Origin of the sequence: Bifidobacterium kimbladii (assembly GCF_032193675.1) — a bacterium.
GTDB classification, from domain to species: Bacteria; Actinomycetota; Actinomycetes; order Actinomycetales; family Bifidobacteriaceae; genus Bombiscardovia; species Bombiscardovia kimbladii.
In genome coordinates this window covers 1-24,292 of the sequence record NZ_JASTZZ010000001.1, presented here as the reverse complement: position 1 = coordinate 24,292, position 24,292 = coordinate 1, and the positions used below count along the sequence as shown (strand labels likewise).

Annotated in this window: 16 protein-coding genes and 1 pseudogene; 6 read left to right on the top strand and 11 right to left on the bottom strand. The window is 59.2% G+C overall.

The features are described from left to right. Window positions 1-26 precede the first annotated feature (26 nt). The gene (locus QRX41_RS00085; RefSeq protein WP_082067705.1) at window positions 27-371 is read left to right on the top strand and encodes an MGMT family protein; all 345 of its coding nucleotides are present in this window, start codon (window positions 27-29) and stop codon (window positions 369-371) included. Here the strand turns inward: QRX41_RS00085 and QRX41_RS00080 are convergent. The 6 genes from QRX41_RS00080 to QRX41_RS00055 form a co-directional block, all read right to left on the bottom strand. After that, window positions 287-1,948, bottom strand: a complete 1,662-nt coding sequence (locus tag QRX41_RS00080) for a DNA-processing protein DprA (RefSeq protein WP_313837910.1) — start codon at window positions 1,946-1,948, stop codon at window positions 287-289. The genes QRX41_RS00085 and QRX41_RS00080 overlap by 85 nt on opposite strands. Window position 1,949: 1 nt before the next feature. Continuing rightward, window positions 1,950-3,536: a YifB family Mg chelatase-like AAA ATPase gene (locus QRX41_RS00075; protein ID WP_313837908.1), complete on the bottom strand. Its 1,587-nt coding sequence runs from the start codon at window positions 3,534-3,536 to the stop codon at window positions 1,950-1,952. Beyond that, window positions 3,536-4,054: a YraN family protein gene (locus QRX41_RS00070; RefSeq protein WP_313837906.1), complete on the bottom strand. Its 519-nt coding sequence runs from the start codon at window positions 4,052-4,054 to the stop codon at window positions 3,536-3,538. Before QRX41_RS00070 ends, QRX41_RS00075 begins: the two co-directional genes overlap by 1 nt. Before the next feature lie 805 nt (window positions 4,055-4,859). Further along, on the bottom strand, window positions 4,860-5,855 hold the full coding sequence (locus QRX41_RS00065) for a DUF5692 family protein (protein ID WP_313837905.1): 996 nt from the start codon (window positions 5,853-5,855) through the stop codon (window positions 4,860-4,862). 82 nt (window positions 5,856-5,937) lie between these two features. Further along, window positions 5,938-6,561 (bottom strand): TetR/AcrR family transcriptional regulator, encoded by a 624-nt coding sequence (locus QRX41_RS00060; protein ID WP_313837903.1) that lies wholly within the window; start codon window positions 6,559-6,561, stop codon window positions 5,938-5,940. A 264-nt stretch (window positions 6,562-6,825) separates the two neighbouring features. After that, window positions 6,826-7,716, bottom strand: coding sequence for a pyridoxamine kinase (locus QRX41_RS00055; protein WP_313837901.1), 891 nt, complete (start codon window positions 7,714-7,716; stop codon window positions 6,826-6,828). A gap of 266 nt (window positions 7,717-7,982) precedes the next feature. On the opposite strand from QRX41_RS00055, the gene QRX41_RS00050 reads away from it, so the two are divergent. The 5 genes from QRX41_RS00050 (at window position 7,983) to QRX41_RS00030 (ending at window position 17,050) form a co-directional block, all read left to right on the top strand. Continuing rightward, window positions 7,983-9,302, top strand: a complete 1,320-nt coding sequence (locus tag QRX41_RS00050; RefSeq protein ID WP_045925083.1) for an O-acetylhomoserine aminocarboxypropyltransferase/cysteine synthase family protein — start codon at window positions 7,983-7,985, stop codon at window positions 9,300-9,302. A gap of 192 nt (window positions 9,303-9,494) precedes the next feature. After that, window positions 9,495-10,382 (top strand): ABC transporter ATP-binding protein, encoded by an 888-nt coding sequence (locus QRX41_RS00045; protein WP_313837899.1) that lies wholly within the window; start codon window positions 9,495-9,497, stop codon window positions 10,380-10,382. Window positions 10,383-10,392: 10 nt separating this feature from the next. Next, a complete protein-coding gene (locus tag QRX41_RS00040; RefSeq protein ID WP_313837897.1) occupies window positions 10,393-13,086 on the top strand; it encodes an ABC transporter permease in 2,694 nt (897 codons plus the stop codon). Between the two features lie 392 nt (window positions 13,087-13,478). Then, window positions 13,479-14,363, top strand: a complete 885-nt coding sequence (locus QRX41_RS00035; protein ID WP_313837895.1) for an ABC transporter ATP-binding protein — start codon at window positions 13,479-13,481, stop codon at window positions 14,361-14,363. A gap of 32 nt (window positions 14,364-14,395) precedes the next feature. After that, window positions 14,396-17,050 (top strand): ABC transporter permease, encoded by a 2,655-nt coding sequence (locus QRX41_RS00030; protein WP_313837894.1) that lies wholly within the window; start codon window positions 14,396-14,398, stop codon window positions 17,048-17,050. A gap of 19 nt (window positions 17,051-17,069) precedes the next feature. On the opposite strand, the gene QRX41_RS00025 is transcribed toward QRX41_RS00030, so the two are convergent. The 5 genes and pseudogenes from QRX41_RS00025 to QRX41_RS00005 all read right to left on the bottom strand — a co-directional run. Then, window positions 17,070-17,759, bottom strand: coding sequence for a response regulator transcription factor (locus tag QRX41_RS00025; RefSeq protein WP_313837893.1), 690 nt, complete (start codon window positions 17,757-17,759; stop codon window positions 17,070-17,072). 315 nt (window positions 17,760-18,074) lie between these two features. After that, on the bottom strand, window positions 18,075-20,855 hold the full coding sequence (locus tag QRX41_RS00020; protein ID WP_449495097.1) for a DUF7134 domain-containing protein: 2,781 nt from the start codon (window positions 20,853-20,855) through the stop codon (window positions 18,075-18,077). 342 nt (window positions 20,856-21,197) lie between these two features. Next, window positions 21,198-22,181, bottom strand: coding sequence for a ribokinase (locus QRX41_RS00015; RefSeq protein WP_396176773.1), 984 nt, complete (start codon window positions 22,179-22,181; stop codon window positions 21,198-21,200). A 54-nt stretch (window positions 22,182-22,235) separates the two neighbouring features. After that, on the bottom strand, window positions 22,236-23,270 hold the full coding sequence (locus QRX41_RS00010; protein ID WP_313837890.1) for a LacI family DNA-binding transcriptional regulator: 1,035 nt from the start codon (window positions 23,268-23,270) through the stop codon (window positions 22,236-22,238). A gap of 475 nt (window positions 23,271-23,745) precedes the next feature. Further along, window positions 23,746-24,292 (bottom strand): annotated as a pseudogene (locus tag QRX41_RS00005) (InlB B-repeat-containing protein); the annotation flags it as partial.

The window sequence follows — 24,292 nt, the reverse complement described above, 5'->3', positions numbered from 1 at the left end:
CTGCTTACGAGGGCAGAATGGGTCTTATGACCGAACTTTCCTTCTCCCAGCAGGTGTATCAGGTCGTCAGGCGGATCCCTCGCGGCAAGGTGGCCACCTACGGTCAGGTCGCCTCCCTGACTGGCCATCCGCGCAACGCCAGGTTCGTGGGTTATGCGCTTCATGACAATCCTGAACCCGGGGTGATTCCCTGTCATCGCGTGGTCTTCCGCGATGGTTCTCTGGCCCCGGGATTCGCTTTTGGCGGGCCTGAACGCCAGCGTCAGCTGCTGGAGGATGAAGGCGTTCATTTTGTTCCTCCCCGCAGCGATGAATCGGCTGGTGCGGACGGCTGGGTGGTGGATTTGGATCGCTGTCGCTGGAAGGCCTGATTCTTCCGGTCTTCAGCTACCACGCATCCATTCTGCAGGTTGATCGAACCACGAATCTCCAGGGAGCCCAGCAGCTGCATCAGATGCCTGACTGAGAGTTCATGTCCCTGATTGGCCAGCTCATTGCGAAGCTGTCCCATCATGGGCGGACCGCCCCGGCGCTGGCAGGTACGGATAGCCGCCAGCACGGTTGCCTCCTCCTTGGTTAGACGATCGTCGTCGGCTTTTTCGCGTTCGTGGGCCATGCCTGGATTTGATGGCGGGGTTGAAGGATGCTCTTTGTGCTGAGAGTGGATCGAAAGCCTGCCTTTATTAGTGCCGGATTGTTTGAGCGTGATCGGGAGCGGCTGATTGCCGTGAGTGGTTTGGATAGGATGATCACAGTCAAGCGGCGGTACGCGCTGCGTGGGCTGCCTACTTCCTTGATGCTCATGATCTTCGGCGGTTTTGACTGAACCGCCGGTCCCTTGTCGAACAGGCTCGTCAGAGTGGATAGGTCCATGGGCAGGGTGGCAGATGTCTTGGATGTCGGATGCCGACAGGAGCAACTCCGCCTTGCCCTCATGGATGAGCCGGTTGCAGCCGGTGTTTTCCGGCTGGTCGATTCTGCCGGGGGCAGCCAGCACGCGACGGCCCAATTCCACACCCCAGTTGGCGGTGTTCAGGGCGCCGGATCGGTGACGGGCCTGTGCCACCACGATGTCGGAGGCCAGGGCGGCGATGATCCGGTTGCGCAGCAGGAACCGACGCGCCTCAGGGATGGTGCCAGGCGGCAGCTCGCTGATCAGCGCGCCGCCATCTGCCTCGATGTTTTCGAACAGACGGCTGTTGCGTTTGGGACCTATATGCAGCAGGCCTCCAGCAAAAACGGCGACCGTGCGTCCGCCGCCAGCGGCCAAGGCTCCCCAGTGGGCGGCGGCATCCGTACCCATGGCCCCGCCGGAGACGACCAGGTGGCCTTGGCCGGCAGCCTGTCTGGCTATTTGATGGGCGATGGACCGGCCATACTCGTCACAGGCTCTGGATCCGACAACGGCCAAGGGGTGGTCACAGCAGATCAGTGCTTCAGGATTGCCTCGTCCCCACAGGCAGAGGGGAGGGGCCCAGTCGGAGCGGCGTGCCAGGTCGTCAACCTGACCTGGCCAGCAGGGGTCGCCTGGGGTCATCACCCAGAATTGGCCTCCACCAGTCATCATGGTCCGCACCTGGTCGGTGTCCATGGCCAGCAGGGGCGTCAGACGTCTTCGCCAGGAGCTGCTGATCTTGTGGAACCGGGAGAGGTCCTCAGGGCTCGTTTGCCGTCCCCACCGAGCCGTCCCCTTAAGAAAGCGTTCGTCCAGTTTGGAGCGTGCTGCTTCGTGAGGATCCTTGCCATCCGACTGGTCCGGCGCTCCCAGCTCGATCAGGTTTCGGCACAGGTCGGCTGCCTGGTCCGAGCCCAGCAGACAGGCGATCATGAAGGCATCGGGGCCATCTGCCGCCAAGGTCAGGACAGCTCTGGCAAGCCAGTCGCTCTCGACCATGGTCATCGGTCGCGGTCGGCCGGCAGGCATGGTCTTTATCAAGGGTTTGGACATCTCAGACGGCCCTTGTCCTGAGCAGGATGCCGGTGGTCACGTCGTCCGCACCCGGGCTGGTCCGCCCGTCCAGGTCTGCCAGAGTCCATGCCAGGCGCATGGTCCTGTCGGCACCTCGCAGACTGATCCGTTGCCTGCCCAGGGCCTGATCCACGACCGAACGGGCCTTGGCTGATGTATTCCGGCGCAGCCATTCGCCGCTGATCTGGGCGTTGCAGGTCCAGCCTTCCTTGTGGAAACGCTCTTTTGCTGTCTGACGGGCGCGGGTCACAAGCTGGCGGATCCGGGCGCTGTGCTGGCGTGGACGGTGGTCGTCGAATCCCGGGTCGGTTACAGGAGGGACTGTGGTCTGGATGTCGATGCGGTCCATGATGGGTCCTGACAGCCTGTTCCAGTAGCGGAGGCGCTCGCGGGGCGTGCAGGTGCAGCGCTCGCCTGTGCCGTATCCGTATCCGCAGGGGCAGGGATTGGCAGCCATGACCAGCTGGAAACGAGCCGGGAAGGTGGTGCTGCCCTTGGCCCGGGACAGGAAGATTCGCCCGATCTCCAGGGGCTCGCGCAGGGATTGGATCACCCTTGGGGAGAATTCCGGAGCCTCATCCATGAAGAGGACGCCGCGGTGGGCACGAGTGATGGCACCGGGGGTGGCCAGTCCGGCGCCGCCACCAACCATGGCCGCCATGGAGATCGTATGATGAGGAGCCTCGAAGGGCGGCACATCGGAGATCCCATACTGGCTCAGCGTGCCGCACAGGGATCGGATGGAGGCCACTTCCAGTTGTTGAACAGCATCCAGGGCGGGCATGATGCTGGGAAGCCGTTCTGCAAGCATGCTTTTGCCGGCTCCTGGAGGACCGACCATGAGCATGTGATGGCCGCCGGCTGCAGCTACCATCATGGCCCACTTGGTCTCCTCCTGGCCGATCACATCAGCCATGTCCGGCTTGGGCGGAGACGGGTCGGCATTGGCGGGTGAGTTGTCTTCATGACCTGAGTTCCTGGGGTGCACACTCGCTATGGTGGTCGACTTGTCAGAGTCCCGGCGAGTGTCTGCTTCCGGGACGACAATCCTGCTTTGCCCACCCAAGGCCTGGATGAGCTGGCCCAGGTGGCGCAGTCCCACGACCTCGATATCGGGAACCAGACGGGCCTCATCAAGGTTGTCTGCAGGGACGAAAGCATGCGTGATTCCCTGAGCTTTGGCCTGAGTGAGAATGGGGAGCAGACCGTTGATGGGCAGAATAGTGCCGTCCAGGTTGAGTTCGCCTAGGATGACGGTATGGTCCAGGCCCTCCGTCGGCAGCGCTCCGCCGGCTTCCAGAACGCTGGTCGCGATGGCCAGATCATGTGAGGAGCCATGCTTGGGTTTCGAAGCAGGGGACATGTTGACGGTGACCCTGGTCTGCGGCCACCGGAATCCGCAGGCCGAGCAGGCGGATTTGACCCGTTCCCGCGACTCCGACAAGGAGGCATCCGGCAGACCGATGATGGAGAAGTAGGGCAGCCCTGGGGAGATGAAGGACTGCACGTGGATGAGAAAGGCCTTGAGGCCTATCAGTCCCACGGATTCAGCGGATCCGAGACGCATCAGAAGGCCTCCCTGGTGTGTCTGAGGAAGACCGATCCCGGATTCCAGCCGCCCCTGCCCGAACGGTTGGATCCCCTGACGGCCTCGGCGGATGCCGGACAGGAAGCCGGGGGATGGGAGCCCTCGGAATGCATGCTTCTGCCAGGGTCGGACTTGACTGACAGGCTGATGACATCAAAACGGGTGCCGCGATGCCGTGCGTTGGGATCTCGGTCGTGGCTGATCAGCCATTGGACAGCTGCTCGACGCAGATGGGTCTGTTTGCGCGGGCCGACTGCTTGTTCCGGGAACCCGAACCGACCAGTGCGTCTGGTCTTGACCTCTACGAAGACCAGAGTCGCCTCAGGATCCAGCGCGATGATGTCCAGCTCGCCGAATCTGCTTCTCCAATTCCGGGCCAGGATTCTCCAGTTTCGTTGTCTCAGCCATTGGCAGGCGTAGTCTTCGCCCAAACGTCCGAGCTCTCGGCTGCTTACGCCTTTGGCTCTGATCTGTCGCTCAACATCTGCCAGCTCCATGTCGCAAGATTCATGGCTGCTCGTAGCTGATGCGGTATTTCCAGGTTGCATTTTTTTCGCGTTGCTGGCGGAGCCTATGGAATCAGGCAGAGCGCTTAAGGGCTGTGTGACCGATGGGTCTGCGAACATAGCGTCGGCATCGGTTCTGTCGTCCTTGTCGTTGAAGACTGTGCGGAGATTGGTTGGTCTAGTCAGTGCTTGTGTATCCATGTTTCTAGGAGACCACTGGAAGGAAGGCGGCGACTAGTAGAACCGGGCATGTGGTCGAATGAACCTGCGCACGCACGAAAGTGGATGAACGAGTGGATTGACGATGCAGACGCTGTACCTATTACGCTTATCTCTGCATCAGGCAGAGGCGGCAGAGGCAAAAGAAGAAAAGTATTGAAAGAGAGTTGAAAACAGAGAAGGGGGAAAGCGAAAACCAAGGAAACAGAAACCATGGAAGCGGAGACTGGCAGCCCAAGAGAAGGAGATTAAGAGAGATGCGGGGCAACAGGCTGATAAAGGAGTCGGCTAACACGACAAGAAGAGCCTGTGATGGTCTTCGTTGCCGCTATGCACCCGGATGAGGGAAGCAGGGATTCAAGGAGACCAGGAGGTGCAACCGATGGTTTCTCGAGAAGCACCATCCGGTCTCCTATTCCTCAATTGCCTTATGGTCTATATGGCTGATTGGTCAGGTAGTGATTGGATTTCTGATCGACAAAGATGCTTGGTTTGAAGCGAACTAGGTGGATGTGACGCAACCCCCGGGAAACCACGTCACCATCCATCTAGCGCCTAGTGGGCTGGTTAAGGGGGATCAGGCCGCGGTGACCACATTCATGTCGGCACGGGTGATGGCCTGGTCGAAGTCCCTGGTGCCCTTGAAGACCTCCTGGGCCCAGGGGTTGATGTGCTGACGGCGCGCACGGACCAGGATGTAGCCCAGTGCGAGCACGTTGGCGGCCAGGGAGAGGATAGAAACCGTAAGGTTCACCCCGGCCTTGTTGACCGACTGGGTTGAGAAGACCGAGTAGTCCTGGAACATGGGCAGTACCTGAGCGAACATGCACCAGATGGCCAGGGTGTTGGCCCGGTTCTGGATCCAGCCTCCCTTGTTCCAGAGGAAGTTGGCGAAGGTGGGCGCCAGGAGGAGGGCCAGGCCGCAGTACCAGGCATGGTTGGGCAGGCAGTTGTAGGTGTAGCAGAAGTTCCACAAGTCATAGGAGATGATGAAGACCCAGGTCATGTCGGGCCAGAGCATGTCGCGACGGTCCTTGGAGGCATAGATGCCGAAGATTCCGGTCATGCAGAAGATGTTGATCAGGCCCGCCACCCCATTGAAGATGTTGTGCCAACCGCCCATCAAGGTGATGCCCTCAGTGGACACCCAGGTTCCGCCCCATCCGCGCAAGGCGGATTCGAAGTCGGAGACCACGGCGATCAGGATGTTAATGGCGACGATGATGAAAGGGAAGCACTTGAACCAGTGGGACTTGCCGATCTTGCCCCATCCGTACTTGAGGGCCATGAAGCCGATGCATCCGGCGGTGGCGGCATAGAGCTTGGCATAGTGGAACCAGCTGGTCATATGGACGTAGGTCGGGTTATGCAGCGCCCAATCGGCCCCGAAGGCCGCCGATACGTAGATGGTCAGGAAGTATGCGGTCAGAGCAGCGGGAATGGCCAGGAAGCAGATGATGCCTCCTGTCTTGCTCCGCCTGGCGACCTCGTTGAGACCGATAAGGCATGCGAAGACAAGAATCCAGCCCAACCATTGGTAAGGGGCGTTGGCTCCGTAGACTTGGAACAACATGACGATGTCCTTTCTTCTTTTCTCTGTCAGGTGTTCATTGGTTTGGTTCTTGGCAGCGGATGTCGGGAAGGACGCCGTCGCCTTACAGGTAGGGCTCCAAGTGGAGCGTTTGGGCGGCCATGTGTATAAAAGTTTCGTCGCTGGTGTCCGGCTGCACCCTAAGGAGGGTGATGAACCCGGAGATCAGGACGATCAGCATTTCGCGCACATGGTCGATGGGCAATTGATCCTGGTGGTGCCTGGCGAAGTCCTGAACTGCTGTTTGGCAGAAGTAGTCGGCTATGGCTTTGGAGACCTGGTCCACGAATCGCGTGTAGAGCCCTCCGTTGCCGGAGTGAATCATCTGCTGTCGGAGCGGGCTGTTGTCGGCGATGATCGACCGGGCCACATGTACGACGGTCTCCAGTGCTCCCTTGACGTCGCCGGGTGTCCGCACCCTGTTCCATTCCTCCATCCGGGCCAGGACCTGGTTGACGGACTTGTCCACCATGGCTTGGGCCAGCGTCTCCTTGTCGGGGAAGTAGTGGTAGAAGAGGGATCTGGTCATCCCCACCTGCTTGGCGATGTCCTTGATGGTGATGTGGGAGAATCCCTTATTCCTGCAGATATCGATCACAGCCTGGACGATTTCGTCGCTTTTTCTGGACCTCTTGTGCGAGCGTCGCGGTGCGAAAGCTGACGCGTCTTCTGTAACTGATGCCTGCATGGTTACTTCCCGTCCTTCCGGAGTTTGCCGACTCAGGAACTGAACTTTGACACTATGTCAACATTGACGACTCAAGTATAAAACCAACTTTGACAAAGTGTCAATTTCGTTTAGGCGCCTATCTGTAGGCAGCTACCATGTTTAACCTCATGTGGAGAGGAAGGGGATATGAGAAGACCCCGAAGCGGAGAATGCTCCGGGGTCCCATAGAGGCCTGTGGTCAGTTAATCTGTGATGCTATGACCTGAGGTACGGGTGACCGCCTTACCGAACCAATCCGGTCATCTGTCCCAGATCCAGCTCGAAGCTGACACCGCGCTGCTGATAGTCGGGCTGATTGCGTGTGTGCTGCATGGCTGAGCGGACGAATTCGCCGGCGATCCGGGCGGCATCGGCCAGGCCTCGTCCTGCAAAGAGCGCCCCGCAGAGGCTGGAGGCAAAGGCATCGCCGGTTCCGTGGATCATGAAAGGCAGCTTGTCGTGGACCAGCTCGGTGCGCTGGCTGACTCCGCCATGATCTGCCGAGGCCACGAAGTTGCGCAGCTTGCCGTCCTTCCGGTCGATGCCCTTGATGATGACGTTTTTCGCGCCCATGTCCAGCAGGCGGCCCAGACGCTGACCGACCTGGGCATCGTCAAGGTCCTGGCCTTCGTAGTCGATGCCGGTCAGCAGACTGACCTCGGTCAGGTTGGGCATGAGCAGGTCGGCCCCATCGACCAGGTTGGTCACGGCCCGGCACATTTCCTCGGTGTAGGTGGGATACATGGATCCGCCGTCGCCCATGACCGGGTCGACCAGCCGCAGGGCCTTGGGGTATTCCCGATACATGCGCTGAATGATGTCGACCTGCTCGGCGCTGCCCAGGAACCCGCTGTAGATCCCGTCCAGGTCGACGCCCTCCTTCTGCCAGGCATCCAGGTATCCCGGCAGCATTTCAGTGGTGTCGTGGAAGGTGTAGTCCTTGAACATGGTGTGCGCGCTGAACAGGGCTGTGGGCACCGGGCAAACGTCGCATCCGGCTGCCGAAAGGATGGGGATGGCGGCCGTCAGCGAGCACTTGCCATACCCGCACATGTCATGCACAGCGGCGACTCGGGGAATGTACTTGCTGTCGCGCTGGTAGAGCCTGTTCTGATCGTCCGTCTGTCCGGCCATCTTTGAACTCCTTCATGCCTGCTGAGGCTGTTCGCAGCGGAGTCTTCTCCGTCGCTTACTTGACTCTACAGCGGAGGGGTTAAACGGGCACCGCCGCGTGTGCAATAGCGAGATAAAAAAGGCCAGTTTTCAACCTTTTGGAAGCTGTTATAAAAAAGGACGATACCGAAAAGTCCCTTCTGGCTTGAACAGGTGGGCTTGTGCCGCTTATGGTCACATTCAAGAACATGGACGAGGACGCACGTCACCAACAGATAGGAATCGACATGACCGACCAGAACCCGCACAAGTACCATTTCGAGACGCTTCAGCTCCACGTGGGCCAGGAGCAGGCCGACCCAGCCACTGATTCCCGGGCCGTGCCCATCTACGCCACCACCAGCTACGTCTTCCACGACTTCGATCACGCCGAGGCCCGGTTCGCGCTGAAGGACCCGGGCAACATCTACGGCCGTCTGACCAACTCCACCCAGGGGGTCTTCGAGGACAGGATCGCCGCCCTGGAGAACGGCACTGCCGGCTTGGCCGTGGCCTCGGGAGCGGCAGCCGTGGAGTATGCCTTCCGGAACATCACCCAGACCGGGGACCATATTGTGTCCTCCAAGAACATCTACGGCGGCACCTTCAACCTCCTCAAGCACACCCTGCCCCGCGATGGTGTAGAGACCACCTTCGTGGACCCCTCGGACCCGTCCAACTTCGAATCGGCCATCCAGGAGAACACCAAGCTGGTCTTCTTCGAGACCTTCGGCAACCCCAACGCCGACCTGCCCGACTTCGAGGCCATCTCCAAGATCGCCCATGACCACAACCTGCCGGTGATCGTCGACAACACCTTCGCCACTCCTTACCTCTTCCGTCCGCTGGAGCACGGCGCTGACATCGTCGTAGAATCGGCCACCAAGTTCATCGGCGGCCATGGCACCACCCTGGGCGGGGTCGTCGTGGAAGGTGGGCAGTTCGACTGGGCGGCAGTGCCCGGCAAGTTCCCCACCTTGACTGAACCCGACCCCAGCTACCACGGTCTGCGCTTCTACCAGGATCTGGGGGCTGCGGCCTTCGTCACCCGCATTCGCGCCATCCTCCTGCGCGACACCGGCGCCGTCATCTCGCCCTTTGCAGCCTTCCTCCTCCTGCAGGGGACCGAGACGCTCTCGCTGAGGGTTGAGCGCCACGTTGAGAACGCCCTGAAGGTGGTGGATTACCTGCAGACCGTGCCGGAGGTGGAGTCGGTCAGCCATCCGGCCATCGAGGGCCGTCCCGACCACGAGCTCTACAAGCGCTACTTCCCCAACGGCGCTGGCTCCATCTTCACCTTCGATCTGAAGGGCGGCAAGGATGCGGCCAGGGTCTTCATCAACAACCTGCATCTCTTCTCCCTCCTGGCCAACGTGGCTGATGTGAAGTCGCTGGCCATCCATCCGGCATCCACCACCCACTCCCAGGAGACGCCGGAGGAGCTGGAGGATCAGGCCATCCATCCCGGTACCATCAGGCTCTCCATCGGCACAGAGAACATCGAGGACATTCTGGACGACCTCAAGGGTGCCTTCCAGGCATTGAAGGAGTCCGGACTGGCCAAGTAGCCGGCAATCACACTTCCTTCCTGGTCCCGTATACGCGTGATACATGACCGAGAAGGCGAAGAAGCAGAAGGTGCCTGTCGAAACCTCATTACGTTTCGATGGGCGCCTTTGCATATGCCTCCCCTTCCTACTCCAGTGGCAGACAGCACCTGACCAGTGAGGCGGCAATATTGCGGTAGGTAAGATGGAGGCATGAAACATGGAGCAAAGACGAGGGCGTCTTCCGATCCGTCGTCCGGTGCGGGGAAACCGAGGCAGATAGCTCAGGTGGCCATCAAGGCCAAGGGACTGACCAAGGACTATGGCAGTGGGGAGAACCTGGTCCATGCCCTGCGGGGCGTTGATGTCGAATTCGAACAGGGCAGGTTCACGGTCATCATGGGTCCCTCCGGGTCGGGCAAGTCCACCCTTATGCATACCTTGGCCGGCTTGGACACCGTTACCTCCGGACACGTCTACCTGAACGCCGATGCTGCCGGGGTGAAGGGCAGGCGGACCAGCCGTCATGGAGGGCGGAGGGGAGTGGTCGACCTGACCAAGCTCAACGACAATCAGCTGACCCTCTTGAGGCGCCAGAGCCTGGGCTTCATTTTCCAGAGTTTCAACCTCCTGCCCATGTTTACGGCCAAGCAGAACATCCTCATGCCTCTGATCCTGGATGGGGCCAAGCCAGACACAGCCTGGTTGGATGTTCTGGCCAAGACCCTGGGCTTGGAGGAGAGGCTGAGCCACCGGCCCAGCGAGCTTTCGGGCGGTCAACAGCAACGTGTGGCCATCGCCAGGGCCCTCATCACCAAACCTTCCATTGTCTTTGCAGACGAACCCACCGGAAACCTGGACACGGCCTCTTCGACCGAAGTGCTCAGCTTCCTGCGGGATTCGGTCCGCGAGTTGGGGCAGACCATCATCATGGTCACGCATGATGTCTTTGCGGCCTCCTTTGCCGACCGGGCTTTGGTATTTGCGGATGGGCGAATCGTGGCAGACCAGGACAGACCCACTATGGATTCCATGAATGCCTTGCTCTCCGAGGAAGTCATGGCCTCTACAGCTACAGCTGACTCGGCTGCTCATCGCTGAGGGAACGCTTATGTGGTTCGTTGCTAGAAAAATGATGCGGCATGACCTGGGCATGATGGTTCCCGCCGGCATCGCCATTGTCGTCGGAACACTGTTTATCGCCATGACCTTCCTCTTCGGCAACACTATGGATGTTTCCATGCGGCGTATGGTCTCATCCGATGCCGCCCAGGCCAACTACGCCATCATCCCAGCGGAAGGCAACCATTCAGAGCAGAAAAGGGTGAAGGACTTCAAAACAGAGGAGCTGGCAAAGGTTCCAGGCGTTCACGCAGTCAGATCAGACGCCCAGCTCATGGTGGATGTCCGCGCCGGCAAGGTCAAGAGCGAGAGCGTGATTGCCATTCCTATGGCGGATTCATCGCTGATGCCGGTTGGTCTGTCCAAGGGATCCTGGCCCAGTGCTGATGACCAGGTGGTCCTACCCGGGCCGACTGTGTCCAGGCTCAAGCTTTCCCTGGGTGACAAGGTGAATCTGAACCTGTCGCCTAACATGCTGTATATTTCTGAGGACCTTGGGCCGAAAGGGCAAGCCAGCGCTGACCAGGTTGCGGGTAGGTTCGTATCGAGGCCCCTGACCTTGTCGGGGGTCAGTTCGAACCAGGGCAACGAGGGCGGCGAGTTTGGCGAGTCGGGCGGCGCAATCGTGCTGACCCCCAAGACCGTAGATGCTTTGATGGCTACAGCAGGTCTTGGCAACATGGGTAACCTGTATGCCCAGAACATCTACCTGAATGTTGGCGGGCAGGGCAGCGACCTCGATGGGAGTCTGGCCTCTTTGCGCAAGCTCATGCCTTCCGGCTATTCCCTTGAAGACCGTCACACTATGGAGGACCGACTGGTCAAGACCGCGCTCGGCGGTTCCCAAAACCCCGTGACCACCTTCCTTCTGGTCTTTAGCACGTTGGCCATGTTCGTGGCTGCCACCGTCATAGCCAACACTTTCCAGGTCATGGTCGCTCGGCAACGTCGCTACCTGGCCCTCCTGAGGACGATTGGCGCCAATAAGAGCCAGGTCAGGACCAGCGTCCTGATGCGTTCCATCATCCTGGGCGCTGTGGCTTCCCTGATCGGGGTCGGCGCCGCCATCGGCATCATGGCCATTCTGGGTGCAGCCAAGGCTCATACGAGTTCCCTCTATTTCCAATTGAAGCTGACTCCGGCAGTTATCCTGGTGCCTCTCGTTTTCGGCATCGTCGTTACGGTTTTGGCCTCCCTGGGGTCTTCATTGGCCGCCACCAGGGTCAGTCCTTTGGAGGCGCTGAGGCCTGCCGATCTTTTGCAGAACAAGCGGACGAGCAGAATACGACTGTTTGTCAGCGTGGTCATGATTCTGCTGGGCATCACCATGACGGTCTGGTCTCTCTGGCATGTCAGGCTCAATGTCACGGCAGACAAGGCCAGCAAGGCATCCGGAGACGGGCCGAATATCGTCGCTGCCATGGCTGTCATCGGCATTGTCCTTGCCTTCCTAGGTATCCTTTTCAGCGCCAATCGTTGGATTCCTTTCATGCTCAAGGGAGTCGGGTCCCTGGTTTCGCGGATTGGGCCCTCTTCCACAATCGCCGTGGCTAACATTGCACGGAATCATTCCCGTGTGGCGGCAACAGGCACCGCCCTCCTGATCGGCGTAACGCTGGTCGCCACCTTGACCACAGGCGCCGCCAGCGCCAAGCAGACCATGGCCGACATGATGGATGAGCACTACTCGGTCGATCTGCAGATCAGCGCCGATGGCTTGGATACCAAGGCTCTGAACGCCATTCGACGGATCGACGGGGTCGCGCAGGCCGAACTGGTGCCCCAGTATGCTGCCATGGTCAAATCAGGCGGCGAGAACGGTGCAGGAATGACTATTTTCGCTCTGGATTCAAACAAGATCGATCGCCTCCTGAATGCCAAGGTCGGCAAGGATCTTTCCGGACAGGATGCCCTTTTGCTCCCGGAAAGCCTCATGGACAAACAGAAGGATTTTCACGACGGCGGGAATCTGGGGCTCAATATTCTCAACCCGATTCAAGGCGATGCTCATGGCGGATCCGCATCGGTGGCTCAAAGACTCTTCGTGACCAGTGTCTATGCGCCCTTCCAGGGGATTGATGCCAGTAATTTCTATGGTCTGACTGACTCATCCTCGCTCAATGGCGTTCAGCCTCAGGCCGTGCAGATCTGGGCCAAGGTCGATGGTTCACCAACAGTCCCGGCATTCATCGACAAGGTAAAAGACGCGCTTTCTGGTTATTCGGCTGTTGCCGTCAAGGGTGGGTTGGCTGAAAAGCAGCAGTGGGATCGGACCATCGACAGCCTGCTCATGATTATCCTGGCTCTCTTGGCGGTGGCGGTCGCCATCGCCCTGATTGGCGTGGCCAACACGCTTTCCCTTTCGGTGCTGGAACGTCGACGGGAGTCCGCCACCCTGCGGGCCATCGGGATGACCCGGAAACAGATCAGGCGGTCCCTGGCTGTGGAGTCAGGGCTGATAGCTCTGGTGTCGTCCTTGTCTGGCATGATCCTGGGCCTGCTCTTCGGCTGGGCTGCAGCCTATGAGATTTTCTCCTCTCTGGGTACGGTGGCTTTCCCCATTCCTTGGACCATAGGCATAGTGATTCTGCTGGTGGCGCTCGTAGCCGCAATTTTGGCAAGCGTCCTGCCTGCAAGACGCGTCAACCGGACTGCGCCGGTCGTGGCTCTAGCAGAGGAATGACGACAAGTCAACCTTCACCCAGGCGCATCTTGGTTGAAGCCGGGAATGAATGACTCATTCTGCCGGGTGATGGTTTCCTTGATGCTGCTTGGGTGTTCCTGTAGTCAATCACGGGAATCCAGACAACTGTTTCAATCCCTTGGTCCGATGGTTGCATGTCTTGTGGCTCGTGTCTTTTGTGCTGAACATGATGTTCTTCAACTCCGCAAATGTTTATCCCCGTCGCCCCGCGTTGGTTTGGATGGTGTCAGCCTAACAGGAGGAGTTCTTCATCGCACTCATCCGTAAGGATGACTGTTTTTATCGCTCCTAGGGAGCATATCGCGGCAGCCGGTTGCAGCATAGGGTCGGAAGCTGACGGGAGAAAGGTTTCCTCGCGGATAAGGAGCACCATGCAGAACAAAGCGGATACTTCGTCTTCACAAGGGTTGATCGACAGAGCAGGTCCAGGCGTCGTGGGACAGCCGGCCGTCAGCGCCAGGCAGCTGACCAAGGATTATGGGCAAGGATCGAACGCCGTCCATGCCCTGCGTGGAATCGACGTGAATTTCGAACAAGGTCGGTTCACGGCCATCATGGGTCCTTCAGGTTCGGGCAAGTCAACGCTCATGCACGTTCTGGCTGGTCTGGATACTGTCACCTCAGGCCATGTCTATATGGCCGCTGATCTTCTGCATTCGAAGAGCGGAGATCGTCACCATCCATCGATTGATCAGGCCGGCCGAGTCGACCTGACACGAATGGACGACCGTCAGCTGACCCTTATCAGGAGACGGCATCTGGGATTCATCTTCCAGAGCTTCAACCTATTGCCTATGTTCACCGCCAAACAGAACATCCTCATGCCGCTGGTACTGGACGGCGTTCGGCCTGACAGCTCGTGGATGGAGCAACTGGTAGAGACTCTTGGTTTGTCGGAGAGGCTGGACCATCTTCCCGGTGAATTATCCGGGGGGCAGCAGCAACGGGTCGCCATCGCCAGAGCGCTGATAACCAAACCCGGTCTGGTCTTTGCGGACGAACCGACGGGCAACTTGGACCTGGCCTCCAGCACTGGTGTTCTGAAGTTCCTGCGTGATTCCGTGCGCGAGCTGAATCAGACCGTTATCATGGTCACTCATGATGCCTATGCCGCATCCTACGCAGATCGCGCGCTTGTCCTTGCCGACGGACGGATAGTCGCGGACCGACAGAATCCGACAGTGAAGGCCATGAATGACCTTCTGGCTGAACAAGTGTCGGCTGGCACTGCTGACGATTCCCAGGTACAGGACTAGGGGGGTGCACTGTGTGGCGGATAACTCGTACGATGATGAAGCGCGATGCACGTATGATGATGCCGGCTGGTCTGGCCATCGTGATCGGCACCATCTTTATGTGCTTGACGCTCCTTTTTGGCAACGTGGCGAATGCCTCCATGCGTCGCGAAATCAGTATGGATGCAGGTCAAGCCAACTATGCTGTGACCTCCAGAAGGGATCAGGACAAGCCGATTCTGCTCGACGAATTCAATGGCAAAGGGCTGTCGAAACTGCGCGGTGTTAATGGTTTGCGCCCTGATGTCGACCTTATGGTGGATACGGAAGCAAACGGTCAGTCCAGCAAGGGGATTCTGGCCATTGTGGGTGCCAGGCAGGAGCTTATGCCTATCGATCTGGATCGGGGGCAATGGCCTGATTCAGACGATCAGGTTGTGCTGCCGCATTCCGTCGCCAACAGGCTCCAGGTTGGTCTGGGTGATAAGGTGCGCCTGCATCTGTCCTCGGCGATGCTGCCAGGTAGTGATAGCGATAGTGCTCAGGATTCTTCAAGTAAAGAACGCCTTGTTGACCAAGGCACTGTAGACTTGACCATCTCAGGCATCAGCAAGAGCCATGGAGGAAAGTACGACGACTTCGGCGGAGCTGTGGTGCTGACGGGTACTCGGATTGATCGTCTGCTGAGTATGGCGGGAATGGTTGGACTGGAGTCCCCTCCTGTGGGAAACATCTATCTGCAGGTTGATGGCCAGGGCAAGGAACTCCAGAACACTCTGCAAAATATCAGTCGATACGTTCCCGACGGATACCAGCTGGAGGACCGTCGTGCCATGGAGGACAGGCTGCTTAGTGAGCAGACCTACAATGTTGTGAACTTCATGACCGTCTTCATCATGACTTTCGGTGTGCTGGCCATGGTGGTGGCTGCCTTGGTGATTGCCAACACCTTCCAGATCATGGTGGCCAGACAGCGCAGGTATCTGGCCCTGCTGAGGATTATTGGTGCTGATCGACGGCAAATCAGGGTAGGCGTGCTGCAGCAGGCCCTGCTTCTTGGCGTCATATCGTCCCTGATCGGCATCCTGCTGGCCATGGGCTTAATGGGCCTTGCCGGTTCCCTTGGTTTGCATTCGGGCACCATGAAGCTTGAACTCCTGCTTGCACCCGCCTCCCTCCTGGTTCCGTTTGCGCTTGGCGTTCTGGCAACCTTGGTGGCTGCCTTTGGGTCTACGCGTACGGCTATCAGGGTCAGACCGCTTGAAGCCCTGCAGCCAGTGGATCATCAGGAACAAGGCAGCAGGAAGCGGACCGGTTTGTGGATCAGCATCCTGCTGGCAGTCAGCGGCTTGGTATTCGTGATCTGGTCCTCTTGGCGCGTCACCGAGCTAGTCAGGACAAACTCTGGCAATACAGTCCAGGCCAGTAATCAGCAGGAACTCTTGCTAGGTCTCGCGGTATTGGGTGTTTTGCTGATTTTTCTGGGTGCGTTGATAGGGGCTCGTCGATGGATTCCGGCTCTGCTGCGTTGCCTGGGTAGACTTGTGTCCAAGATTGGACCATCTTGCAGGGTCGGAGTGGCGAATATCGCTCGAAATCCCTCACGAGTCGCTGCCACAGGTGTTGCTCTGCTGATTGGCGTAACTCTGGTCTCCACTTTGGCTACGGGTGCGGTAACCGCTAAACGTACTTTGTTCAAGGATATTGATCAGCGTTATTCCGTGGATATTGAAATATCTGGTCAGGGGCTGAACAAGAGAAATGTGCGGGCCATTGAGCGTGTCGAAGGTGTTGCAGATGCAGAGCTGGTGCAGCGATTTAATGCCAAGGTCGAGTCAGGAGGCCCCTCACAAGCTTCCATGACTGTCTATGCCTTGGATGCTTCACGGATCAGGCGAGTGCTTCATGCCGATCTGGGTCCAGGTATGCAAAGGTCGGATGCGCTACTGGTGTCGACCAGAACGATTTCCAAGCATTCCGGTTACCGGGATGGAAGTCAGCTGAAGTTGTCGATAGCTGATCCTCAGGCGGACGACGAACGTGAAAAGGAGGCAGATGCAAGAAGAACATTGACCGGGGTCTTCGCCGGATTCGGAGGGCTGGATAACAGTGGCGTCTATGCAATCACGGACTCCCGGAATGTCGCTGGGATTGACACCAAGACGCATGAAATCTGGATTAGGACGCAGGGAGATCGCGATGCTGCACTGCTCTTGGATGACATACGTCAGGCTGTAGGAGAGCATGACGACATGGCCATCAGCGGAGGGCTGACGCAAATGAGGACATGGAGCGAAACAATCGATTCCTTGTTGGCAATCATGGTGGCATTGCTGGGCGTTGCTGTGATTATCGCCCTGATAGGGGTTTCCAACACTTTGATGATGTCGGTGCTGGAACGCCGTCGTGAGACTGCCACACTCAGGGCAATCGGCATGAGCAGCGTGCAGGTTCGTCGATCCTTGGGAGTCGAGGCCTGCATGATAGCCCTAGGAGCCAGCCTGGCTGGAATCGTTCTAGGAATGCTCTTCGGATGGATAGGAGCCTACCAGGTCTTTGTGCCCTTAGGATCCGTGACCTTCACCGTGCCATGGTCGACTTTTGCGCTGATACTGCCAGTGGCCTTGCTGGCTGCGGTGGCAGCCAGTGTGCTGCCAGCCAGGGAGGCAGTCAAGGTTTCACCTATCGAGGCGCTCAGTGATGATTGATGCTGCCTGATGGCTGGGTTCATACCAGGTGGTTTTCGTAAGCGAAGACCACCGCCTGGACGCGGTCGCGGGCATTGATCTTCTGAAGAATGTGAGTGACATGAGTTTTCACCGTGGGCAGTGAGATTCCCAGATTGTCGGCGATCTCCTGGTTGCTCAGGCCCTGGGCTATGTGAACCAGGACCTGCAGCTCACGATCAGTGAGCAGGTCCGCCTCGGGATCGCGATAGGTCGATCCCGATGGCATGGACCCGGTCGGAGGCATGTCATGGGCCATATGTTCGATCAGGCGTTTTGTAGCCGAAGGAGCGATGATCGCATTGCCCTGGTGAACTGTACGGATGGAGGTCAGGAGGGTTTCAGGCTCGGTATCCTTGAGCAGAAATCCTGATGCGCCGGCTTTTATAGCCGCCATGACGTATTCGTCAAGATCGAAGGTTGTCAGCACAATGACCCTGGACTCCGGAGGGTCGGGTGACAAGGCAGTGATCAGGCGGGTGGCTGTCAAACCATCCATGCCGGGCATGCGGACATCCATGAGGATCACGTCAGGACGCAGGCGTGAGGCCAGATCCACTGCTTGCTCGCCGTCCGCACCTTGGCCAACCACGGTCATGTCATCCTGGGAGCCGATGACCATGGCAAAGCCGGCTCGGACCAGATCCTGGTCGTCCACGACGGCAACGCTGATGGGTTCGGTCCGTTCCATGAGAGCCTGCTTCTTTCCGCTAGATGATGGCCAGCGCCACCATCCAATTTTATCTGAGTCGAGTGTTGCTTGGAATTACAACTGGATTTAACTTGGATCCAGGGTAATCGCTGTCTGGTTGATTGTTGATTGAGTAATTGTTGGCTAAGCCACTGTCGTCGGAGAGACTTTCAACTGGTGAAGTTATGCTCGTCAGCAATCGATTCCCCGAGTGCCTAATCTTCGGGTGCGTGGTTCATGGAGTGCTCAATTTTTCGATTGTGCTGATTACCTGACACGGTCATTTTCCTGTTTGCTATCCATAGAAGGTGCTCATCATGAAGAACGCTCATGCCTGGAGATTGGGTGGTCCTGTTGGTCCGATGGGGCATGCTCTGGTTCCTTATCCTGTTGCGATTGTTGCGAATAGTTGTCGAGCTGATCATCAAGATCTACTGGCAGGGGTTTGGCTGGGTGAAGAGCCGGTATATGTGGGTTTTTACGGGTGGGCTCGCCAATATGGTTCCTGTCTGAGTTGAGGCTCTTGTTTGGGGAATCGGCGGTGTCAGTGTTTGAGCGCAAACCGGTGCTGGAACTGTGACGCAGAACGGTGAGCAGTTGTCGCATGCGAGCCAGGGCTTGGCGTCCTTGAGAAGCAATGTCGCCGAAGGCTTGCGCTACCTGCTCTGGGGGAGGGTTCACCCCCTTGACTTGATAATGGTTCAACTCGGAGATGGCTTTGGTAGTGGATGCAATGACTGTATTCAGGGTTGCGGCCACTTCTACCTGCATGGTAGAGCCAATGAGTTCGCGCTCTTGATTGGCTGCCAGAGCCTGGCTTTCCTGCAGGGTCTGGTTTAGCGCGCGCTCGCGTTCCTGCTGGAGGAGCAGGACTGAACCACGAGTACGTCGGCGTGAGGCAATCAGAATGGTCAGCAGACAGATCAAGGCCGGTGCGGCCATCATTATGAAAAGTGTTAAATGGGATTCAGAGAAAGATGATTCTGCCGGGCCTTCTATCATGTAGGCCAGAATGGTTGGACACCCTTGGTTATTGGCTACACATCTGACAGCCCACAAAACCATATCCGTGATGACCGCGAACGGAACCCAGCGCCTGGTGGAGTTTTTACCGTAAACCATTGCTGAATAGACGGCAATTGGGGACAAGACTGCAGCTTCCGGCAGCCAGGGCGAGAAGAGCAGCAGCAGGGCGGCGACAGCAGCCACTATGGCGGCGCAAATGCCTGGACGGACCCTGCGCACAATCAGAGGCAAAGCGATAGCTAGTGTGGCAATGATTCTTGCTGGCCGGCCTGGATCATATTGGGGAGTGACAGGTGCTATGGCAAGAGCTGGGCCTGGATTTTCTACCAATACGACTCCGATTACCAGACCCAGGTCGGCTGTCAACGGATGGCGTTGGAACCAAACGAAGAGCGTGGAGACAATCGAACGCAAGGACCATTGCGGTTGTCGGTTGGCATGTATTCCTGCTTCAGGGTCGGATTTTGGCGGAGCAGCAAAAGGAATGCAAGCCTGGAGATGGTAACCGCCTTCTGGCTTGGGATCAGCTTGAAGGCTGCCTCCCAGGGAGGTCAGTCGTTCGCGCATACCCAAAAGGCCGAAACCTGAATGCTCAGGTCGGTCCATCTGCGGCGGAGAATCTGAATTGGTAGTGGCATGATCGAGCGGTTGGTCGTCAATGGATAGGCACAGACCGTCTGTGAGCCACTGTTCTTCAATCAGCACATCCGAAGCCGGAGCGGCATGCTTGCGAACATTGGTCAAGGCTTCTTGAAGGATCCGATAAGCAGTCATGGCGCGGCTGCGATCCAACTTTTCTGGGTGGGGTCGGCCTTCGAGGCGTCGGTTGAATTGAGATTCTGGCTGAGCGCGTCGGGCGGCATCTATCAAGTTTGTCCATGATCCGTAGCTGGTCGGCGGATTGCTTGAAGAGGTGGCACCTGAGGGCCAAATACACGCATTGTCGGCCGTATCAACGTTGGCCTTGGCAGTGTTAGCAGCTGGAGTTTCTTTGCTTGTGTGAAGATAGTCGCTGGCTTGGCTTGGCTGAGTGCAATCTGTTCCGGCTGGATCCGGATCATGAGCGTTCGCGGATTGACGAGGGGAATTCGTTTGGGCAGTTGCTTGAGATTGGTCAAGGATATGGATGTCGGCAGGGTCGGTTGGTGGTGGGGAAGACGGGTGCTGATTGGGAGGGGAATCCGATGTTTTTTGGCTGGTTGCGGGTGCCGGGTTGGTTGGAGCCTTGAGTTTGCCAAAAAGCGAGCTCAGCTCACGTAGGGCGCGGCGGCTCTCTTGATCAATGGTGCGCATGGTCTTGAGAGCAAGGTTCGCATCGGCAGTGGCTGCGTACCTGCCGGCATCTGCCTGCACAATGACAATGGATAGAGTGTGAGCGACTACATCGTGCATTTCACGCGCTATGCGGGCCCGCTCAGCGCTGGCAGACAGGGCCGCGCTTTGCTCTGCCTGCAGGGCCAAGGCGTGGTTGCGTCGCCGGGCCTCATCAATGGCATCCCTTCTGGTCCGTGTCCAGTAGGCTGCAACGATGGCTATGAGCAGCAGAAGCCCCTCGATCAGTAAATTCGATAGGAAGGTGATTGCCAGATCTTTGAATGAGGTCGGCAACATTGAGATGTGGTCCGGCCACGTCTTGCCCGGAGGCAGAAACCCCAGATCGACCAATGTGAAGATAAGGCAGGATAGGGGCGTCATGACCCAGGCCACGGTCAGATAGAGTCGACGCAAGGATGGACGCCCGTAGAGCAGACAGGAATAGACCATCACCAGGCAGACTGCATCGGAGAGCATGATGGCAGGCCCCAACAGGAGCTGAGCCAGAGCCACAGCGACGAAGAGCCCGGCTGCTAAATCCGGGAATCGGCGACGGATAACCACAGGGGCTATGAGCAGGACCGTCCACATCAGGATTAGGTTTTCCTTCAAGGGGATCAGGGCCCCATCTCGTAGATTGGCGCTGGAGCCGCTCACCAGTAGAAGTAGAAGGATGGCCAAGAGAGTGTCAGTCAGCAGCGTTCGACCGTTGGACCTGGTGATCGGCCGCTGCGCTGTTTGACTGACTGTGTTCATGGAACCAACAATATTCGTGGGTGATGGGAGGCGCCATCAGTCCGAGGGATGATGTGGTCAAATGTGGTCCCTGGCTGCCGAAGAATTGTGGCTTTGCAGATGTGGTTACTGATCATCGGTTTAGCCACCTCGAGGGGTTTAATGCCGTTCCTTCGCTCAAATACCAGTCAGGCCGACTCCCCGTCGTGCATTCCACAACGGTTCGTCGGCCTGACAAAGCCGGGGGAGGGGCCGGTCCACCTGACTAATCGTCGGACCCTGACCAACGGACCTTGGTCATAAGATCCCAGTGGACTAATCCCGATGGCTCGACCTTGATGTTCCGCCTCCGAGCGCCCGGTCTCAGGAGAAACGCAGCCTAATCTGCTCGGCCGTGCCGTAGGAGGCCTGCGCCCCCTGCCCGGTGGCGGCGTAGGCGGAGACGTAGGAGGCCAGCTGGGCGGCCTCAACCAGGGTCATGTCGGAGGCCAGGCCGGCCAGCACGGTGCCCATGAAGGCATCCCCGCAGCCGGTGGTGTCCACGGCGTCCACATGCACGGCATGAATCCGGTAGGTCCGGCCCTGGTCCAGCACCATGGATCCTTCGCCGCCCAGGGTGACGATGGCCCGATGGAAGCCGAAGTCCTGCATGGTCTGGTTGATCCGGTCCCAGTCGGCCCCCAGCCAGTCGCCGTCCTCGGGCTCGTCGATGCCCAGCAGCTGGGCCATCTCATGCTCGTTGACCAGAATCAGGTCCGAGTTGGCGATCAGGTCGGCGGGCAGGTCGGCGCGGAAGGGGGAGTCGTTGAGCAGCACGGTCATGCCGGCCTCGTGGCCCATGCGCGCGACCTCGGTGACCGTCTCGATGGGGCTCTCCAGGCACAGGCCCAGCACCTTGGCCGAGGTCAGGGCCTGGCGGGAGCGGTGGGCGTAGTCCACATCCACCTTGCCGTTGGAGCCGGGGGAGTAGACGATGGTGTTCTCGCCGCGCGCATCCACGGTGATGACTGTGGTTCCGCTGGCTCCCGGCACGGTCATCACATGGGAGACGTCCACCCCGGCGTTGCCCAGCTGCCCCAGCAGGAAGTCGGCGTTGGAGTCGGATCCCACGGCCCCGAAGAGCCTGACCTGGGCGCCGATGCGGGCCGCGGTCGCCGCCTGGTTGGCCGACTTGCCCCCGGGCAGCACCTGCAGGGGACCCCCGTTGATGGTCTCGCCGGGCTTGGGCAGCCGGTCGGTGTTGACGGTGTAGTCCGCATTCATGGACCCGACCACCGAGATGGATCCCGTGATGGTATCCAGTCCCTTGAGCACCTGGTCGGGTGCCGCCGCCATATCTTGAATCATGTTTCTCCGTTCCTTGATGAGCTTGTCCGCCTTGATGATCACGCTGTGACAGGTTCAGGGATCCTGGCCGGTGTGCGCGGGCGGGCGACCCACCGAGGCGCAGTGGCGGTAGCTGGTCTGCAGCCGGACCGACCGCACGGGCGAGCCTGCCATCAGAGCCAGGAGCATGTCCACGCAGCGGGTCCCCATGACATCGATCTGCTGGGAGATGGTCGACACGGCCGGGGTCAGGATGCGGAAGACGGGCAGGTCGTCGAAGGTGATCATGGACAGGTCCTCGCCGATGCTGATTGCTCGCGACTGTGCCGTTTTGATGGCGCGTATGGCATCCAGGGAGGATCCGAAGAGCACGCCGGTGATGCCCTGCCGGGCCCAGAGGTCGATCATGTCGGGGTCGAAGGTGCCGGGCTCTACCTGGTCGGCCAGGGGGTCGTCCATGCCCTCGATGCCTGCCAGCAGGTTCCGGTAGACGTCCAGGCGCTCCCGGAAGGTGGCCGATTCCTTGAGGGGCCCGGGCACCAGGGTGATGTGTCGGTGGCCCTGGGCGTGCAGATCCTCAAGGGCCTGCCTCAGGCCGGGTTCGGGGTCGGCGTCCACGCAGGGGATGGCCCGCCCGTCGCGTCCGGCGGCGCCCTCGGCGGCACGGTCCACGCAGACCAGGGGCAGTCCGCGTCGGGTCAGCTCCTCCAGGGTGTGCGAGGAACGCGGCCCGGGCACGATGATGGCTCCGTCGATGTGCTGGCCCAGCAGGTTGCGCACCTGGGCCCGGTCCTCGCCGGGGTCGCCCTGGGTGGAGGTGCAGATCAGGGTCTGGAAGCCGTGGTTGAGCAGTTGGCCCTGAATCAGATAGGCCAGATCAGCGAAGTAGGAGTTGCGGATGTCGGGGATGAGCAGGCCGATGGTGCGCGAGTGGGCGGAGTGCATGGATCGGGCCCGGGAGTCCGGCACATAGTGCAGGTCGTGGATGACCTGGTTGATGCGCTGTCGTGTGGCGGGGGAGATGCGCCCGGAGTCGTTGAGGGCTCGGGAGACCGTCGATACGGAGACACCGGCCCGTTGGGCCACATCCCTGATCGTCGCGTACGCCATCATGGCCTTTCGTCGAAGTGGTCGGCCGCCGGGCCGGACTGCCGACCTCGGCGGTTGCCGGACCGCCGCCATGGGCAGGCGAACGGTTCTGACAGCCTTCAGTTATATCAGTGCGGTAACGATACCGCAACTTTCACAGCATGGCCCGTCGAGGGTTGGCTATGAGTGAAGGTGAGCGAGGCTGAATGCTCGGGGATGAAGCTGCTGTTTGCGCGATTATGCTGGGATAGGGAGATGGACAGCGGCCAGGCTGACTGGGGTTGTATGCCCGTGGCCAGCTTGGCCGTGTTTCCCTCTCTCCCAGGCGGGGGCGGGGGCGTGCATGCCTGCCCTCGGCTTCCGCCTGCAGAAGTGTGGTGGGGGCGCGGGAGGGAAGTGTCGGCTCTCTTGGGGTTTGAGCCTTGATTGACGCGTTCCTCCCTGCTCCCCCTTGATGGGCCGGGGGCGGGGGGATTGATACGCCGCCCGGCCGCTCTTACTCGTGCGAAGCATGTAACAGCTGGTGTTGTTCCCTTCGGTGGCGGCGGGATGCCAGGACGCCGCCCATGCCGGTCATGCCAGTGGCCAGGGCGAGCAGGATGCCTTCCCCTCCGGCTTTGGGGAGCACGCCTGCTGGCAGGTACGTGTACTTCAAGGAGGTGTCGGGCGTTTGGGGTGCGCCGCCCAGCGTGTAGTCCACGCTGACCGTGACCGTGCCCGGCTGGTGCGCAGGCGTGAACACGGTCACGCTGCTGCCTTCGCCGCGCGTCAGGTTCGTGCCGGCATTGCTGTCGAATCTGACGCCGGTGATCACCAGCTGCAGGTTGAACGACACCGGCACAGGAACAAGACTCCGAGCTTTACCGTTATATTCTCCTATGGGGATGCTGTCGTTGCCGAGCTGGCCATAGCCGTTGTTTCCCCAGGCGTAGGCGTTGCCGTCGCTGCCCAGTGCCAGCGAATGAGTGCTTCCGGCGCTGACTTGCACGTAGGTGAAGTCCTTGGGCAGGTCCGGGTACGTGTTGCGGTCGGGTGTCTTCACC

Coding starts and splice junctions, on each gene's coding strand:
- QRX41_RS00085 (WP_082067705.1), top strand. CDS start 27: ATGACCGAACTTTCCTTCTCCCAGCAGGTGTATCAGGTCGTCAGGCGG.
- QRX41_RS00080 (WP_313837910.1), bottom strand. CDS start 1,948: ATGTCCAAACCCTTGATAAAGACCATGCCTGCCGGCCGACCGCGACCG.
- QRX41_RS00075 (WP_313837908.1), bottom strand. CDS start 3,536: ATGCGTCTCGGATCCGCTGAATCCGTGGGACTGATAGGCCTCAAGGCC.
- QRX41_RS00070 (WP_313837906.1), bottom strand. CDS start 4,054: ATGGAGCTGGCAGATGTTGAGCGACAGATCAGAGCCAAAGGCGTAAGC.
- QRX41_RS00065 (WP_313837905.1), bottom strand. CDS start 5,855: ATGTTGTTCCAAGTCTACGGAGCCAACGCCCCTTACCAATGGTTGGGC.
- QRX41_RS00060 (WP_313837903.1), bottom strand. CDS start 6,561: ATGCAGGCATCAGTTACAGAAGACGCGTCAGCTTTCGCACCGCGACGC.
- QRX41_RS00055 (WP_313837901.1), bottom strand. CDS start 7,716: ATGGCCGGACAGACGGACGATCAGAACAGGCTCTACCAGCGCGACAGC.
- QRX41_RS00050 (WP_045925083.1), top strand. CDS start 7,983: ATGACCGACCAGAACCCGCACAAGTACCATTTCGAGACGCTTCAGCTC.
- QRX41_RS00045 (WP_313837899.1), top strand. CDS start 9,495: ATGAAACATGGAGCAAAGACGAGGGCGTCTTCCGATCCGTCGTCCGGT.
- QRX41_RS00040 (WP_313837897.1), top strand. CDS start 10,393: ATGTGGTTCGTTGCTAGAAAAATGATGCGGCATGACCTGGGCATGATG.
- QRX41_RS00035 (WP_313837895.1), top strand. CDS start 13,479: ATGCAGAACAAAGCGGATACTTCGTCTTCACAAGGGTTGATCGACAGA.
- QRX41_RS00030 (WP_313837894.1), top strand. CDS start 14,396: ATGATGAAGCGCGATGCACGTATGATGATGCCGGCTGGTCTGGCCATC.
- QRX41_RS00025 (WP_313837893.1), bottom strand. CDS start 17,759: ATGGAACGGACCGAACCCATCAGCGTTGCCGTCGTGGACGACCAGGAT.
- QRX41_RS00020 (WP_449495097.1), bottom strand. CDS start 20,855: ATGAACACAGTCAGTCAAACAGCGCAGCGGCCGATCACCAGGTCCAAC.
- QRX41_RS00015 (WP_396176773.1), bottom strand. CDS start 22,181: ATGATTCAAGATATGGCGGCGGCACCCGACCAGGTGCTCAAGGGACTG.
- QRX41_RS00010 (WP_313837890.1), bottom strand. CDS start 23,270: ATGGCGTACGCGACGATCAGGGATGTGGCCCAACGGGCCGGTGTCTCC.